This window comes from Tabrizicola sp., assembly GCF_016793705.1.
Taxonomy (GTDB): Bacteria; Pseudomonadota; Alphaproteobacteria; order Rhodobacterales; family Rhodobacteraceae; genus Tabrizicola.
Genome location: NZ_JAEULO010000001.1, coordinates 42,651 through 56,456, shown reverse-complemented (window position 1 = coordinate 56,456; position 13,806 = coordinate 42,651). Strand labels below are relative to the sequence as shown.

At 66.3% G+C, this 13,806-nt stretch carries 20 protein-coding genes and 1 pseudogene; 7 read left to right on the top strand and 14 right to left on the bottom strand.

The window, feature by feature from the left end; genetic code table 11:
• Positions 1-29 precede the first annotated feature (29 nt).
• The 12 genes from JNJ68_RS00335 to JNJ68_RS00280 all read right to left on the bottom strand — a co-directional run bounded on the left by JNJ68_RS00335 (position 30) and on the right by JNJ68_RS00280 (position 7,992).
• Complete coding sequence (locus JNJ68_RS00335; RefSeq protein WP_294977628.1) at positions 30-245, bottom strand: hypothetical protein; 216 nt, start codon at positions 243-245, stop codon at positions 30-32.
• A 7-nt stretch (positions 246-252) separates the two neighbouring features.
• Positions 253-1,029, bottom strand: coding sequence for a succinate dehydrogenase iron-sulfur subunit (locus JNJ68_RS00330; protein ID WP_294977626.1), 777 nt, complete (start codon positions 1,027-1,029; stop codon positions 253-255).
• 79 nt (positions 1,030-1,108) lie between these two features.
• A complete protein-coding gene (locus JNJ68_RS00325; protein WP_294977624.1) occupies positions 1,109-1,399 on the bottom strand; it encodes a hypothetical protein in 291 nt (96 codons plus the stop codon).
• Between the two features lie 4 nt (positions 1,400-1,403).
• Positions 1,404-1,715 carry a hypothetical protein gene (locus tag JNJ68_RS00320; protein ID WP_294977622.1) on the bottom strand — a complete coding sequence of 104 codons (312 nt, stop codon included), beginning with the start codon at positions 1,713-1,715 and terminating at the stop codon, positions 1,404-1,406.
• 5 nt (positions 1,716-1,720) lie between these two features.
• Complete coding sequence (sdhA, locus tag JNJ68_RS00315; protein WP_294977621.1) at positions 1,721-3,523, bottom strand: succinate dehydrogenase flavoprotein subunit; 1,803 nt, start codon at positions 3,521-3,523, stop codon at positions 1,721-1,723.
• A 10-nt stretch (positions 3,524-3,533) separates the two neighbouring features.
• The gene (locus JNJ68_RS00310; RefSeq protein WP_294977619.1) at positions 3,534-3,905 is read right to left on the bottom strand and encodes a succinate dehydrogenase, hydrophobic membrane anchor protein; all 372 of its coding nucleotides are present in this window, start codon (positions 3,903-3,905) and stop codon (positions 3,534-3,536) included.
• Between the two features lie 7 nt (positions 3,906-3,912).
• Positions 3,913-4,299, bottom strand: a complete 387-nt coding sequence (sdhC, locus tag JNJ68_RS00305; RefSeq protein WP_294977617.1) for a succinate dehydrogenase, cytochrome b556 subunit — start codon at positions 4,297-4,299, stop codon at positions 3,913-3,915.
• Positions 4,300-4,489: 190 nt separating this feature from the next.
• Positions 4,490-5,131: a hypothetical protein gene (locus tag JNJ68_RS00300; RefSeq protein ID WP_294977615.1), complete on the bottom strand. Its 642-nt coding sequence runs from the start codon at positions 5,129-5,131 to the stop codon at positions 4,490-4,492.
• A 71-nt stretch (positions 5,132-5,202) separates the two neighbouring features.
• Positions 5,203-6,225: a MaoC family dehydratase gene (locus JNJ68_RS00295; RefSeq protein ID WP_294977613.1), complete on the bottom strand. Its 1,023-nt coding sequence runs from the start codon at positions 6,223-6,225 to the stop codon at positions 5,203-5,205.
• Entirely contained in the window at positions 6,222-6,425 is a 204-nt protein-coding gene (locus tag JNJ68_RS00290; protein WP_294977612.1) for a DUF1737 domain-containing protein, read from the bottom strand. The genes JNJ68_RS00295 and JNJ68_RS00290 overlap by 4 nt, the downstream gene beginning before the upstream one ends.
• A 97-nt stretch (positions 6,426-6,522) precedes the next feature.
• The gene (locus JNJ68_RS00285) at positions 6,523-7,092 is read right to left on the bottom strand and encodes an NnrU family protein (RefSeq protein WP_294977611.1); all 570 of its coding nucleotides are present in this window, start codon (positions 7,090-7,092) and stop codon (positions 6,523-6,525) included.
• A gap of 39 nt (positions 7,093-7,131) precedes the next feature.
• Positions 7,132-7,992 (bottom strand): CoA ester lyase, encoded by an 861-nt coding sequence (locus tag JNJ68_RS00280; protein ID WP_294977610.1) that lies wholly within the window; start codon positions 7,990-7,992, stop codon positions 7,132-7,134.
• 180 nt (positions 7,993-8,172) lie between these two features.
• On the opposite strand from JNJ68_RS00280, the gene JNJ68_RS00275 reads away from it, so the two are divergent.
• Positions 8,173-8,484, top strand: a complete 312-nt coding sequence (locus JNJ68_RS00275) for a hypothetical protein (protein WP_294977608.1) — start codon at positions 8,173-8,175, stop codon at positions 8,482-8,484.
• Here the strand turns inward: JNJ68_RS00275 and JNJ68_RS00270 are convergent.
• Entirely contained in the window at positions 8,436-8,690 is a 255-nt protein-coding gene (locus JNJ68_RS00270; RefSeq protein WP_363165097.1) for an Ada metal-binding domain-containing protein, read from the bottom strand. The genes JNJ68_RS00275 and JNJ68_RS00270 overlap by 49 nt on opposite strands.
• 152 nt (positions 8,691-8,842) lie before the next feature.
• The gene (locus JNJ68_RS00265) at positions 8,843-9,592 is read right to left on the bottom strand and encodes a sulfite exporter TauE/SafE family protein (protein ID WP_294977606.1); all 750 of its coding nucleotides are present in this window, start codon (positions 9,590-9,592) and stop codon (positions 8,843-8,845) included.
• A 154-nt stretch (positions 9,593-9,746) separates the two neighbouring features.
• Between JNJ68_RS00265 and mdh the strand changes: the two genes are divergently transcribed.
• The 6 genes and pseudogenes from mdh to JNJ68_RS00230 all read left to right on the top strand — a co-directional run bounded on the left by mdh (position 9,747) and on the right by JNJ68_RS00230 (position 13,762).
• Complete coding sequence (gene mdh, locus JNJ68_RS00260; protein ID WP_294977605.1) at positions 9,747-10,709, top strand: malate dehydrogenase; 963 nt, start codon at positions 9,747-9,749, stop codon at positions 10,707-10,709.
• 290 nt (positions 10,710-10,999) lie between these two features.
• Entirely contained in the window at positions 11,000-11,236 is a 237-nt protein-coding gene (locus JNJ68_RS00255; protein ID WP_294977603.1) for a modification methylase, read from the top strand.
• 34 nt (positions 11,237-11,270) lie between these two features.
• The gene (locus JNJ68_RS00250; protein ID WP_294977601.1) at positions 11,271-11,678 is read left to right on the top strand and encodes a type II toxin-antitoxin system PemK/MazF family toxin; all 408 of its coding nucleotides are present in this window, start codon (positions 11,271-11,273) and stop codon (positions 11,676-11,678) included.
• A gap of 199 nt (positions 11,679-11,877) precedes the next feature.
• Positions 11,878-12,597: pseudogene (locus tag JNJ68_RS00240) on the top strand (DNA methyltransferase); the annotation flags it as partial.
• Between the two features lie 356 nt (positions 12,598-12,953).
• Positions 12,954-13,118: a hypothetical protein gene (locus tag JNJ68_RS00235; RefSeq protein WP_294977600.1), complete on the top strand. Its 165-nt coding sequence runs from the start codon at positions 12,954-12,956 to the stop codon at positions 13,116-13,118.
• A gap of 107 nt (positions 13,119-13,225) precedes the next feature.
• Positions 13,226-13,762, top strand: coding sequence for a class I SAM-dependent methyltransferase (locus tag JNJ68_RS00230; RefSeq protein ID WP_294977599.1), 537 nt, complete (start codon positions 13,226-13,228; stop codon positions 13,760-13,762).
• The last annotated feature ends 44 nt before the right edge of the window (positions 13,763-13,806 follow it).

Sequence of the window (13,806 nt, the reverse complement as noted above, 5' to 3'; positions counted from 1 at the left end):
ATTTCTTTGAAGAAATCGGATCGGAGCCTTCATAGGCTCCGCGTCTCTGCCTGGCGCTCAGCCCGCAGGCAATCCCTCGGCTCGGCCCCCCGCGCCGTCGCCCCGCAGGCCACGCAGCGCCAGAAGTCGGGCGCCACGCTCCGGTCCAGCCGCCAGCGGCAGTCGCGGGTCAGCGTGGAGTTGCGCCGGCTGATCCAGAGATACAGAAAGACCGCGACACCCAGGGCCAGCAGAAGCAGCGGCACGGACGGCTCACACCACCCGGTCCAGCATCTGCTTCTTGATCTCGGCAATCGCTTTCGCCGGGTTCAGCCCCTTGGGGCAGGTCTTGGCGCAGTTCATGATCGTGTGGCAGCGGTACAGCTTGAACGGGTCTTCCAGCATGTCCAGCCGCTCGCCCGTCGCCTCGTCGCGGCTGTCGACGATCCAGCGATAGGCGTGCAGCAGCGCAGCGGGGCCAAGGTAGCGGTCAGAGTTCCACCAATACGACGGGCAGGCGGTGGAGCAAGATGCGCACATCACGCATTCATACAAGCCGTCCAGCTTTTTCCGGTCCTCGATCGACTGCCGCCATTCCTTCGCCGGGCGGTTGGTCTTCGTCTCCAGCCAAGGCATGATGCTGGCGTGCTGGGCGTAGAAATGCGTGAGGTCCGGGATCAGGTCCTTGATCACCGCCATATGCGGCAGCGGATAGATCTTCACGTCGCCCTTGATCTCGTCCAGCCCGTAGATGCAGGCCAAAGTGTTGATCCCGTCAATGTTCATCGCGCAGGATCCGCAGATGCCCTCACGGCAGGACCGGCGGAAGGTCAGCGTCGGGTCAATCTCGTTCTTGATCTTGATCAGCGCGTCCAGCACCATCGGGCCGCACTGGTCCATGTCGATGAAATAGGTGTCGACCCGCGGATTCTCGCCGTCATCCGGGTTCCAGCGGTAGATCTGGAACTTGCGCACGTTCTTGCTTTCCGGCTTCGGCCAGGTCTTGCCGGTGCGGATCTTGGAATTCTTCGGCAGGGTGAACTGGACCATGGGTCAACCTTTCCTGGTCGTCTTGAAAGATGTCCGGCGTTCGGATGCGACCGATGCAAGGCGCGGTAGCTTACCCATCTCAGCCCCTCCAGTCCGACCGCATGTACAGCGGCCGGCTCGGCGGCTGGCCCGCCTTGGACATGACGCAGCTCTCGTAGACCGCCGAAGGGTCCTTGCGCAGAAGATAGTCCGAGCTGACGTCCAGCTCGATCGCCGCCACGCTGCCTTCCGAGGTTGCGCCGATCCAGACCTCGCCCCGCGGCTTGCTGGCCAGGCGGGCACGTTCGAAGCACTGGTTCTCGGCCTGGGCCAGACTCATCGGGCCGCAGGCGGCCAGGGCAAGCAGGGCGGGAAGGGTCAGGCGCAGCATCGGATCACCGGACCGGAGGAACGCCATTCGCCGCGAAGCAGGCCTGCGCCGCGGGGCGCAGCGCGATCTCGCGGATCGTGGCCTTGGTCGAGGTCCCGGCCTCCACCCCCACGTCGCGGGCCAGCAGCTCCAGCTCGCTCTGGCTTGCCGCATCAAGGATGCATTTCGTCGCCAGCCGCGCCGGTTCGGCCGGCATGTTGATGTTCGCGACGGGGAAGACCACCGTATGCGCCGTCCGCTTCAGAGCGCTGTCCACCACTTCGGCCGGGTCGCACCCTGCCACCGTCATCACCGCCACCAGGGAAAGAACTGCCATCCGCATCAGAACTTCCTTTCCGCCGGGGCGATCTTGGCCAGCGCGATCCCGCCCTCAGCCTCGGTGGTCAGAGGCTCGGTATGGACCGGCCGGTAGTCAAGCCTGACCCTGTCGCCATCGACCCAGGCCAGCGAATGTTTGCGCCAGTTGGCATCGTCGCGCTGCGGATGATCCTCATGCGCGTGTGCGCCCCGGCTTTCGGTCCGGGCATGGGCGGCGTAGATCGTCGCCAGCGCGTTCGGCATCAGGTTGGTCAGTTCCAGCGTCTCCATCAGGTCGCTGTTCCAGACCAGGCTCCGGTCCGTGACCTTCAGGTCGCCCATCTTGCCCGCGATCGCCGTCATCTTCTTCTCGCCCGCCGCCAGCGTCTCCTCGGCCCGGAACACCGCCGCATCGGCCTGCATGGTGCGCTGCATCTCCAGCCGCAACTCTGCCGTCGGAATCGTGCCGCTGGCGTTCCGCAGCGCATCGAACCGATCCAGCGCCTTGTCGACCTCGGCCTTGTTGGTCGCCGGAACCGGGGCCGCCCGATCCACCACCTGCCCGGCGCGGATCGCCGCCGCCCGGCCGAAGACCACCAGGTCGATGAGGGAATTCGATCCCAGCCGGTTCGCGCCATGTACCGAGGCGCAGCCCGACTCGCCCACCGCCATCAGGCCCGGAAACACGGCATCAGGGTTCGCATGGGTCGGGTTCAGCACCTCGCCCCAGAAATTCGTCGGCACCCCGCCCATGTTGTAGTGTACCGTCGGCAGCACCGGGATCGGCTCCTTGTGCAGGTCGACACCGGCGAAGATGCGGGCGCTTTCGGTGATCCCCGGCAGCCGCGCCTCCAGCGTTTCGCGCGGCAGGTGGTTCAGGTGCAGGTGGATGTGGTCCTTGTGCGCCCCCACCCCGCGCCCCTCGCGGATTTCCAGCGTCATGCAGCGGCTGACATAGTCGCGCGGCGCCAGGTCCTTGTAATGCGGCGCATAGCGCTCCATGAACCGCTCGCCCGCGCTGTTGGTCAGATAGCCCCCCTCGCCGCGCGCCCCTTCGGTGATCAGGCAGCCCGAGCCGTAGATGCCGGTCGGGTGGAACTGCACGAACTCCATGTCCTGCAGCGGCAGGCCCGCCCGGGCCACCATCCCGCCGCCGTCCCCGGTGCAAGTGTGCGCCGAGGTTGCGCTGAAATAGGCCCGCCCATAGCCCCCGGTCGCCAGCACCACCATCTTGGCGTTGAAGACATGGATCGTGCCGTCATCCAGCTTCCAGGTGACGACGCCCGTGCAGGCGCCGTCGGTGATGATCAGGTCCAGTGCGAAATATTCGATGTAGAATTCCGCGTTGTTCTTCAGGCTCTGCCCATAGAGCGTATGCAGGATCGCATGCCCCGTCCGGTCCGCCGCAGCGCAGGTGCGCTGCACCGGCGGGCCATTGCCGAATTCTGTCGTATGTCCGCCAAAGGGACGCTGATAGATCTTGCCCTCTTCCGTGCGGGAAAACGGCACCCCGTAATGCTCCAGCTCGTAGACCGCCTTGGGGGCCTCCCGCGCGAGGTATTCCATCGCATCGGTGTCGCCCAGCCAGTCGCTGCCCTTCACCGTGTCGTACATATGCCACTGCCAGTGGTCCGGCCCCATGTTGCCAAGCGACGCGGCAATCCCGCCCTGCGCCGCCACGGTATGCGACCGGGTCGGGAACACCTTGGTCACGCAGGCCGTCCGCAGGCCCTGCTCGGCCATCCCCAGCGTCGCGCGCAGACCGGCACCCCCGGCCCCCACCACGACCACGTCGTACTCATGCGTCTCATACGGATAGGCGGTCATCATCTGTCCTTCAAAGCGCAATGCGGGCCAGGGCGAACAGCCCCGTGGCCGCGATCACCCAGGAAAGCGAGATCACGAAGATGACCAGCATCTTGCGCGCCGTGCCCCGGGCATAATCCTCGATCATCGTGGTCGCCCCCATCGCGAAATGGCGCATCCCCACGACCAGCACCAGCGCCGTCAGGATGGCCGGGAACGGGTGCGAGAAGGTCTCCAGCACCGCCTCGCGCGACCGGCCCAGCGCTCGCCCGAAGATGTAAAGCCAGACCGGCACCAGGAAGGCCAGGCCTGCGGCCGAAACCATCATCGACCACTGGTGTTCGGTCCCGGCATGACCGGCCCCCTTGCCTTCGGCACGCTTGCGGGGCGTCAGATAGCGCATGGCAGCCTCACTGAACCAGAAGAATTGTGATCACAGTCAGCACGACCGATCCGATGATGCAGACCCAGCCCAGCTTTTCCGCCGTCGGAATGTCCAACCCGCGCCCCGCATCGTAGATGAGATGCCGCAGCCCGGCGAGGTAGTGATACCACACCGCCCAGAGCGAGCCGGTGAAGACCAGATCCCCGAACCAGCTCGTCGCCACCGCATCAGCCGTTGCGAAATACTCGTCCGACGTCGCCGCCGCCAAAAGCCACCAGACCCCCAGCACCACACCCGCGACCAGCGCATGTCCGGTGATCCGCGTCAGGATCGAGGTCAGCATCGGCACTTGCCAGCGATAGATTTGCAGATGCGGAGACAGCGGTCGCTCGATGGGCTTTGCGTCTGCCATGATCGGTCCTCACGTCTGGCGGCGCAGGTCCATCGGGCCAGCGCCAGGCTGTCGTTCGGTTACCTGAATAGCGCGGAATTCGCCCGTGTCACGCGGGGATTGCCGCAATTGCAGCATGTTGCCGCTATCGGAGGCGATTTTCTTGGGTTTGTGATCACGATTTTTGGACCCGTGATCACAGTAAGACCCCCTATCGGCTGAACACTGTCGTGTCCCAGGTCAGACTCAGCCCGATGTAACTGCCCGCATACTCCGACCCGTCATAGTACCGCAGGTCGACGGCAGTTTCGTCGGTCAGGGCCCAGGTCGCGCCAAGGTCCCATTCCGTTTCCGATCCAGCGTCCGCCACCTCATAGACCCCGTAGTTCGCCGAAACCTCCAGCCTGTCGGTCGCCGCGAAGGCCGCGCCGACATAGGCATTGCCCAGCGCATTCTCCGGATCATAGGCCAGGTCCAGGGTCGTCCAGATTCTGTCCCCCAGCGGCGCCCCCAGGCTGACCGTCACCTCGCCGCAGCAGTCCCCGCCATCGTTCGGATAGATATAGCGGATATAATACAGGTCATAGCTGACGCCGCTGGCCAACTCGCCCCGATAACCCAGGTACAGGTCCACCTCGTTCGCCACGTCGTCATTGGCAACCTGCCCCCAGATCCCGGCATAGAAGCCACGGTTCTCCAGTTCCAGATAGGCGCTCAGATAGCTGTTGGTCCCGGTATTCGGCCCGTCCTCGTCAAAGGCGAACTCCAGCTCCCCACCGCCATAGACCGCCAGATCCTGTGCGGCGGCGCCGCCAGCGGCCAGCGTCAGCGCGGCAAATGCAATCCGAAACATTCTGCTCTCCCTCCTGTCCCCGAGGGAAGCATGGCACAGTCGCCATTGACCGGATAGTCAGAACTTGCGGGTCAGACCGGCACCAGCGCCCAGTAATCCAGGTCCAGCAGCACCTCGGGCAGGTATTTCCCATCCGCCCCGCGCAAGTCCCCGGACCTGCCCTTCGTCGCCACCAGCCGCAGCCGAAGCGCCCCGACCGAGGGCACCCCGGTCTCCGCCTTGTCAAGCACCTCCGACCAGGCCCGCACCGTATCGCCCGCGAAGCACGGATTGGCATGCGCCCCCGCGTTCAGCGCCACGATCATCTGCGCATTCGCGAGGCCGTTGAACGACAAGGCCCGCGCGAGGGAAATCACATGCCCGCCATAGATCAGCCGCCGCCCGTCCTCGCGCTGGCCCACGTCGAAATGCACCTTGGACGTGTTCTGCCAGAGCCTTGTCGCCAGCATGTGCTCGGCCTCCTCGATCGTCACCGCATCGACATGATCGATCACCTCGCCCACCGCGTAGTCACCCCAGCGGTGCGGCTCCCCGGCCAACCCGAAGTCATAGCGGCTGAAGTCCAGCCCCTCCGGCACGACCAGCGCCTCGGGCGCGACCGAAGCCGCCAGGTCCGGCACATGAACCGGCACCTGAACCTCCCGCCGCCGTTTGCGCACCATCACCCAACGGATGTACTCCAGCACCACCTCCCCGCGCTGGTTCAGCCCACGGGTCCGCACCCAGACCACCCCCGTCGCCCCCGACGAGGTCTCCTTCAGCCCGATCACCTCGGACTCCGAACGCAGCGTATCACCCGGCCAGACCGGCTTCAGCCAGCGTCCCTCGGCATAGCCGAGGTTCGCCACCGCGTTCAGGCTGATGTCCGGCACCGTCTTGCCGAAGACCGTGTGGAACGCGATCAGGTCGTCCAGCGGCGAGCCCGCCAACCCTACCGACCGCGCGAACTCGTCCGAGGAATAGACCGCCCCCCGCGCCGGATAGAGCGCATGATAAAGCGCCCGCTCCCCCTGTCCCACCGTGCGCGGCACTGCATGGCGGATCACCTCGCCCAGCCGATAGTCCTCGAAGAAACGCCCGGGATTGGTCTTCATTGCTCGCCCAGCTTCACGTCCGGGTGGTACTCGCCCGGAGCTTCCTTCACCACCGCCTGCCCGCAGCGCATCACCCCATTGGCCGCATCGAACGCATAGGTCGGGCCGCCATGCAGCTCCCATCCCTTGTTCAAGGCCACCGTCACCTTGTGGCAGAAGACTGCTGTGTCATCCGCGCTCAGAAACCGATAGAGCTTCATTCCCTCACCCAAATCCCGACAATTCGACTAAAATTGTCTTTCATACTGGAGCAAATATCCCACGGGGGTGTGGGGGTGTGAAACCCCCACTCCAAGGTCAGCCCCAGGGCGGCACCCCAAGCCAGTTGTGGATCATCATCACCACACCCATCACCACGACAGCCCCCACCACCGCCGCGATCTCCTTGGCCAAAGGCGCCGGTTCCGGCAACGGCCCGCGCGGCTCGGCCCGGTTGATCAGGATCACCGTCACCACCGCCCAGGCCAGAAGACCGCCGAACAGCAGGATCGCCGCGAGATCGCCATTGACCAGCAGATGCGCCACCGCCCAGGTCTTCACAGCCGTCAGCTGCGGATGCCGGATCACCCGGGTGATCCGGGTTTTCAGCCCGGATGCCGCATACAGGTAGAAAGCAAGGAACATCAGCAGGTTGTTCACATGGATCAGGAAGCGCGGCGGCGACCAGACCTCGACGAACTCTGCCCCCTGAACCCCCAGCCATTCGCTGCCCCGGAAGCCGACCACCATCAGCACCACGCCCGCCAGCGACAGCGCCGTGACCAGCCCCTTGCCCGCCTCGCCCCAGCGTTCGCGTGAAGCCGGGGCGACCCGTTTCCACAGATGCGCGCCCCACCACAGCGCCAGTCCCAGGATGATCAGTGTCATGCGAAGCCTCCAGCCGGTTCATCGGGGCGCACCCTGCCCCTAAACCGCCCCCGCTGCAATCGACCGGGCCGCAATCGCCTCGGCCTTGCCGATCAGCGCTTCCGCCGACGCCACATGCAGGTTCTCCACGATCCGCCCGTCCACCACCGCGACCCCCTCGCCCCGCGCCCGCGCCTCGGCAAAGGCCGCGATCTGGCGGCGGGCCAGCGCGACCTCCTCCTCGCTCGGCGCGAACACCTCATTGGCGATCTCCAGCTGCGCCGGATGGATCAGCGTCTTGCCGTCAAAGCCCATGTCACGGCCCTGCTCGCACTCTGCCCGCAGGCCCGCCTCGTCCTTGAAGGCGTTGAACACCCCGTCGACGATGACCTTGCCCGCCGCCCGCGCCGCCAGAACGCAGGCGCCGAGCCCCGCCAGCAGCGGCAGCCGGTCGGCCCGGAACCGCGCGCCCAGTTCCTTGGCCAGATCGTTGGTCCCCATCACCATCCCCTCCAGCCGGGGATGCGCCGCGATCGCCCCCGCGTTCAGGCATCCCTTCGCCGTCTCCAGCATCGCCCAGAGCGGCACCTTCACCGTCGCCGCAACCGCCTCCAGGTCCGCCGGAGCACTCACCTTCGGCACCAGCACCGCATCCACCCCCTGATGGTTGCCGAACGCCGCCAGGTCGCCCTCGACCCACTCGGTCCCAAGGCCATTCACGCGCACGATCCGTGCCCGCGCGCCATAATCCGCGCTCGCGAGCATCCGCGCCAGCAATTCCCGCGCCCGCAGCTTCTCCTCGGGCGAGACCGCATCCTCCAGGTCGAAGATGATCGCATCCGCCGCCAGTTCCCGCGCCTTCTCCAGCGCCCGCTCGCGTGAGGCCGGGATATACAGGACAGACCGATAGGGACGAGTCACGACTCACCTCCGCGCAACATTCTTGCGCTTGAAAGCACGGATCGGACACAAACGGCAAGCCCAAATTCGCCGCGCCGCAGAAATCCCTTGGCGTCCGCAGCGCAAACCGCCCGCCCCGTTAACCGCCCGTCAGCCGATCCCCGCCAGCCTTCCGGCATCCAACGCCAGGAAGGCCCGCCCATGACCCGACAGATGCTCGCCCTCTCCCTCGGCCTCGGCGCCATGCTCGCCGCCGCCCAGATCGCCCATTCCGCCCCGCAATGCGACAGCCGCGAGACCGTCACCGCCCTCCTCGCCGACCGCTACGACGAGACCCGCCGCGCCCTCGGCATCGCCGGTCAGGCCGCCGTGATGGAACTCTTCGCCGCCGAGGCGACCGGCACCTGGTCGATCACCATCACCCTGCCGGACGGTCGGATGTGCCTGATGGCGTCGGGCTCGAACTACGAGGCCGTGAGCGAGGGGCTCCCGGCCAGGGGCGACCCCGCCTGATCCGGCCTGCACCGCTTGCAAGCCCGGAACCCTGCGGCCTCGCATTCCGGAACCGAGCCGCGGAACTCCACATTCCACCGCAAAGGCGTCCGCGCCGGACAGGTCAAGCGGCAGAAGATCCCGGTCGTCTTCACACAGACGAAAACCCCGTCGAACCGACCGTCCCGGGCCACCAGACTGTCGTAAAGCGCATCCGCATCCGGCACGATCGACCTATCCTCCCAAGCAAGGGCGCACCGCCACGCCAGGCGCCTCCCTCCCCCCGCGTGGGGGAGGGCCGGGGTGGGGGGGCCGCGTCACCCTTGCACAAGGCCGGTCGCAAATCACCCGGCCCGCCGCCGATCCCGCAGATTCCGGGTCAGATCAGCCCCTTCGCCCCGTCCCAGATCAGCTTCAGCGAGATCAAGAGCAAGGCCCAGGTCACCAGCCGGAAGAACAGCCGCTCCGGCATCACATTCACCAGCCGCACCCCCGCAAAGACCGCGATCACCGCCGGCACCGACAGCACCGCCGCCATCTCCAGGTTTTCCAGCCCCAACTGGCCCAGCGCGTAATAGGGCACCAGCTTCGCCGCGTTGATGATCGCGAAGGCAATGGTCGAGGTTCCCGCGAAGACCGCCTTCGCCATCCCCAAGGGCAGGGTGTAGACCTGATAGGGCGGCGCCCCCGCATGGCTGACGAAGCTCGTGAACCCCGTCACCGCCCCCCAGAACAGCCCCGGCGCCACCTCTGCCGGGCGCGGCTCCACCACCACCGACCGCCGCAGCAGCAGGTTCAGCGCGAAGGCCACCCCGATCACCCCCACCAGAGCCGTCACCGCCGCTTCCGGCACCACCGAAGCCGTCGCCCAACCCACCCCGATCCCGGCAATCGCCCCCGGCACCACTATCGCCAGCACCCGGCGGTCATAGGCATGCCGATAGGCGTAAAGCCCGAACATGTCGGACACCACATAGACCGGCAGCAGCATCCCCGCCGCCACCACCGGGTTCATCACCAGCGCCATCACCGGCACCGCCAGCATCCCCACGATGGGAACCCCGCCCTTGCCCATCCCCACCAGCGCCGCCGCGACCAGCGCCGCCGCCCAGAATCCGATCTCTTCCATCGCGCCCTCCGCTGGCGTTACCGCTAACGCCTTCCCCGGCCCTTCGGAAGTCGCAAAATTCCGCATACAATGGTATACCAAACCTGCCCCGCCACTGGACACAGGCAAGTTTAGCGGCTACCCCTGCGCCCGATTCACCCCCAAGGAGGCTTCAATGGCCAGACCCAAGATTGCCCTGATCGGCGCCGGTCAGATCGGCGGCACGCTTGCGCACCTGATCGCGCTGAAGGAACTCGGCGACGTCGTCCTGTTCGACATCGCCGAAGGCACCCCCCAGGGCAAGGCGCTGGACATCTCGCAATCCGGCCCGGTCGAGGGCTTCGACGCCGAGGTCACGGGCACCAACGACTACGCCTTCCTGCGCCGCGCCGATGTCTGCATCGTCACCGCCGGCGTCCCCCGCAAGCCGGGGATGAGCCGCGACGATCTTCTTGCCATCAACCTCAAGGTGATGAAATCGGTCGGCGAGGCGATCAAGAAGCATTGCCCGCAGGCCTTCGTGATCTGCATCACCAACCCGCTCGATGCGATGGTCTGGGCGCTGCGCGAATTCTCCGGCCTCCCGCACAACAAGGTCATCGGCATGGCCGGGGTGCTGGACAGCGCCCGCTTCCGCCACTTCCTCAGCCTCGAATTCAACGTCTCGATGAAGGACGTCACCGCCTTCGTCCTCGGCGGCCACGGCGACACGATGGTCCCGTCCGTCCGCTACTCCACCGTCGGCGGCATTCCCCTGCCCGACCTGGTGGCAATGGGCTGGACCACGCAAGAGAAGCTGGACGCCATCGTCCAGCGCACCCGCGACGGCGGGGCCGAGATCGTCGGCCTCCTGAAGACCGGCTCCGCCTTCTACGCCCCCGCCGCTTCCGCCGTGGAGATGGCCGAGGCCTATCTCAAGGACCAGAAACGCCTCCTGCCCTGCGCCGCCCATGTCAAGGGCGCCTACGGGCTTGACGGCATGTATGTCGGCGTGCCGGTCATCATCGGCGCCGGCGGGGTCGAGCGGGTGGTCGAGGTCAAGCTCGACGCCACCGAAAAAACCATGTTCGACAAGTCCGTCGACGCCGTGAAGGGCCTCGTCGCGGCGTGCAAGGGCATCGACCCCGCGCTGGCGTAAGCGGACAACCGGTTCATCCCGGGGCGGCGTCGGCACCACCGGCGCCGCCCTTCGCATATGTAGGTCGGGGTTCACCCCGACTCTCTCTCCCCCGTCATCCCCGCGGCCCCCGTCATCCCCGCGGCCCCCGTCATCTCCGCGCCCCTTGTCATTCCCGCGAAAGCGGGGACCCATCCCTGGCCGCCAGAACCCGGCTCCCCGCTTTCGCGGCGATGGCACCGTCGCTCAAACCCCTTCACTTGCCCTTTACCCTTCCCCCCGCATAGGATTCCCTGAAACGGTGTCCGCGCATGCCCAACCGCCTGCACTACGGCGACAACCTCACCGTCCTGCGTGACTCCATCCCGACCGAGTCCGTCGACCTCATCTACCTCGACCCGCCCTTCAATTCGAACGCGGGTTACAACGTCCTCTTCAAGGCCCCCGACGGCTCCGGTAGCGCCGCCCAGATCGAGGCCTTCGACGACACCTGGCACTGGAACGACAGCGCCGTGTCCGCCTTCGCCGATCCCACGAGGAACAGTTAACGAGTTGTAAGGCATCTTTGGACCAAGATGCCTGATGACTCTCGCTTATCACCCAAGAGCTGGCCAGATCCTCATCTGCGATTTCGACGGGTTCCGCGTGCCTGAGATGGTCAAGGTGCGGCCTGTCATCGTCATTTCGCCCCGGCTGCCGCATCGCAACGACATTGTGACGGTTGTGCCCATCAGTCTGACGGCGCCAATCCACGATCTGCCGTTCAACGTTCGTCTGTCCAGAAACTATCACCCGCAAGAGCCGGACGATCTGCCATGCTGGGCAAAGTGCGACATGGTGATGAACCTTGGTACTTGGCGTTTAGACGGCTTTAAGATTGGAAGGCGTAAATGGGAAAACCCGCAAGCTACTGGCGACGATCTCAAAGCAGTGCGTCACGGTGTCCTGTGGGGTCTGGGCATGGGAAACTTGATTCCAAGCCCAGCGTGACTTATCTAATCGAAGTTCCCGGTCATCGGGCTTTAAGACCTAGATCACTAGGCAGGCTGACCATCGAGCGATGACAAGCTCAGGTCAGTCTAGATTTTGTCAACGTCCCTAGGCCTCGCTTCGGCGGGGCCTTTGACTTTCTGGCGGACCAGCATCCTTCACCGCTGTGGTTCTGTTCCGCTCCCAGGAACGCCTCGGCTACCCCACCCAGAAACCCGTCGCACTCCTCGAACGCATCCTCAACGCCTCCTCCAACCCCGGCGACGTGGTGCTCGACCCGGTCTGCGGCTGCGGCACCACCGGTCTTGCGGCCGAGAAACTCGGGCGGCAGTGGATCGGCATCGACGTCACCCATCTCGCCATCGGCCTGATCGAAAAGCGCCTGCGCGATGCCTTCCCAACCGTCCAGTTCCAGACCCACGGCGTCCCGCAGGACATCCACGCCGCCCGCGACCTCGCCGCCCGCGGCAAATACCATGAGTTCGAGAAATGGGCGCTCTCCCTCATCGCCGCCCAGCCCGGCAACTTCGGCAAGAAAGGCGCGGACCGGGGCCTCGACGGGCGGCTCTACTTCGGGGCCAAGAACACCACGCTTGGCATCGTCTCGGTCAAGGCAGGCGAGAACGTGGGCGTCAGCATGATCCGCGACCTGAAGGGCGTGCTGGACCGCGAACGCGCGGGGGTGGGCGTCTTCCTGACCCTGACCGAACCCACCAAACCCATGATCGCCGAGGCCGCGAGCGCAGGCCTACACGAGGAACCCGGCTTCGCCCCCGTCCCCCGTCTCCAGATCGTCACCGTCGAACAGGCCATGCAGCTTCGCGAACGCGCCGTCCAGCTCCCCGCCCGCCGCGACGACACCTTCAAGCGCGCCGCCCGCGAAGAGGACACCACCCGGCAAACCACCCTCGACCTGTAGGTCGGGGTTCACCCCGACTCCCCAGCCCCCGTAGGTCGGGGCGTGCCCCGGCTCTCCGCGCGCGCCTTGGGTCGCGGTTCACCCCGACTCCCGCGACCCCTGTCATACCCGCGAAAGCGGGGACCCATCTTCAGGCCGCAGACACTCCGGTCCCCTGCCTGGGCCACGGATCGGGCGGGAGCCCCCCGAACCCCCCATTCCGCAAACCTTAACACCACCCTAACAGAAAATCCCAACCCATTGAAATTCCTCACATCCCGGATTCTGTCCACTGTGGACACCTCCCGACCCCCCTTGCCCCCGCTCCCCGAATCCGGCATCCCCAAGAGCCACAGCATTCCCCCGGAGGCCCCCCGATGGACTACTCGAAATCCGGCAACCCCAAGGGCTCCCGCAGCACGCTGCGCGGCCCCGACCACGGCCAGAAGGGTGCCCCCAAGTCGGTGAAGCCCCCCCGCGAGACGAAGGAAGAACTCCTCGCCCGCATGAAGGCCGCCGCCAAGAAGGACCCGAAAAGCTGAGGCTCGCCTCCCCCTACCTCGCCCCCGGCTTCTATTCCGATGCCATCGCGAAGGGCCGCCACCGCGACATCGTCGGCGGCCGCTGGGACGAGACGGGCCGCGTCCAGATGCAGGCCCTCCTCGCTGCCGGGATGACGCCGGAGGACCACCTCCTCGACATCGGCTGCGGCTCCCTCCGGCTCGGCCACAAGGCGGTTCCCTACCTTGACCCCGGCCACTACTGGGGCACCGACGCCTCCCTCGCCCTGATGCGGCACGGACGGCGCACCGAACTCCCCGACCCCGACCGGCTTTCCGAAGACCACCTCATCGAGGACAGCACCTTCGCCTTCCCCGGCATCCCCGACACGATCACCCTCGCCCTCGCCTTCGGTGTCTTCACCCACCTCCCGCACGCAGCCTTGCAAGCCGCCCTCCAGAACCTCCGCCGCTTCCCCAACCTCCGCGCGGCCCTCTTCACCGTCTTCCTCTCCGACGCCCAAGGCCCGACCCGCCAGCCCGACGGCGTCGTCACCCACCCCGACCGCCCGCCCTACCACGTCCCCGAAGCCGCAATCCGGGACACCATCACCCAGGCAGGCTTCACCCCCACCCGCCTCCCCATGCTCCTCCCTCGCGGCCAGGTCCTCTGGACCGCCACCTGAGGGCTTCCCGACCTTGCGCCGCAGCGGGTGCACCGCCAAACTCC

Bases quoted from the DNA above. Each gene is read 5' to 3' on its own strand.
- JNJ68_RS00330 (WP_294977626.1), bottom strand. From the start codon at position 1,029: ATGGTCCAGTTCACCCTGCCGAAGAATTCCAAGATCCGCACCGGCAAG.
- JNJ68_RS00325 (WP_294977624.1), bottom strand. From the start codon at position 1,399: ATGCTGCGCCTGACCCTTCCCGCCCTGCTTGCCCTGGCCGCCTGCGGC.
- JNJ68_RS00320 (WP_294977622.1), bottom strand. From the start codon at position 1,715: ATGGCAGTTCTTTCCCTGGTGGCGGTGATGACGGTGGCAGGGTGCGAC.
- sdhA (WP_294977621.1), bottom strand. From the start codon at position 3,523: ATGACCGCCTATCCGTATGAGACGCATGAGTACGACGTGGTCGTGGTG.
- JNJ68_RS00310 (WP_294977619.1), bottom strand. From the start codon at position 3,905: ATGCGCTATCTGACGCCCCGCAAGCGTGCCGAAGGCAAGGGGGCCGGT.
- sdhC (WP_294977617.1), bottom strand. From the start codon at position 4,299: ATGGCAGACGCAAAGCCCATCGAGCGACCGCTGTCTCCGCATCTGCAA.
- JNJ68_RS00300 (WP_294977615.1), bottom strand. From the start codon at position 5,131: ATGTTTCGGATTGCATTTGCCGCGCTGACGCTGGCCGCTGGCGGCGCC.
- JNJ68_RS00295 (WP_294977613.1), bottom strand. From the start codon at position 6,225: ATGAAGACCAATCCCGGGCGTTTCTTCGAGGACTATCGGCTGGGCGAG.
- JNJ68_RS00290 (WP_294977612.1), bottom strand. From the start codon at position 6,425: ATGAAGCTCTATCGGTTTCTGAGCGCGGATGACACAGCAGTCTTCTGC.
- JNJ68_RS00285 (WP_294977611.1), bottom strand. From the start codon at position 7,092: ATGACACTGATCATCCTGGGACTGGCGCTGTGGTGGGGCGCGCATCTG.
- JNJ68_RS00275 (WP_294977608.1), top strand. From the start codon at position 8,173: ATGACCCGACAGATGCTCGCCCTCTCCCTCGGCCTCGGCGCCATGCTC.
- JNJ68_RS00265 (WP_294977606.1), bottom strand. From the start codon at position 9,592: ATGGAAGAGATCGGATTCTGGGCGGCGGCGCTGGTCGCGGCGGCGCTG.
- mdh (WP_294977605.1), top strand. From the start codon at position 9,747: ATGGCCAGACCCAAGATTGCCCTGATCGGCGCCGGTCAGATCGGCGGC.
- JNJ68_RS00255 (WP_294977603.1), top strand. From the start codon at position 11,000: ATGCCCAACCGCCTGCACTACGGCGACAACCTCACCGTCCTGCGTGAC.
- JNJ68_RS00250 (WP_294977601.1), top strand. From the start codon at position 11,271: ATGACTCTCGCTTATCACCCAAGAGCTGGCCAGATCCTCATCTGCGAT.
- JNJ68_RS00235 (WP_294977600.1), top strand. From the start codon at position 12,954: ATGGACTACTCGAAATCCGGCAACCCCAAGGGCTCCCGCAGCACGCTG.
- JNJ68_RS00230 (WP_294977599.1), top strand. From the start codon at position 13,226: ATGCAGGCCCTCCTCGCTGCCGGGATGACGCCGGAGGACCACCTCCTC.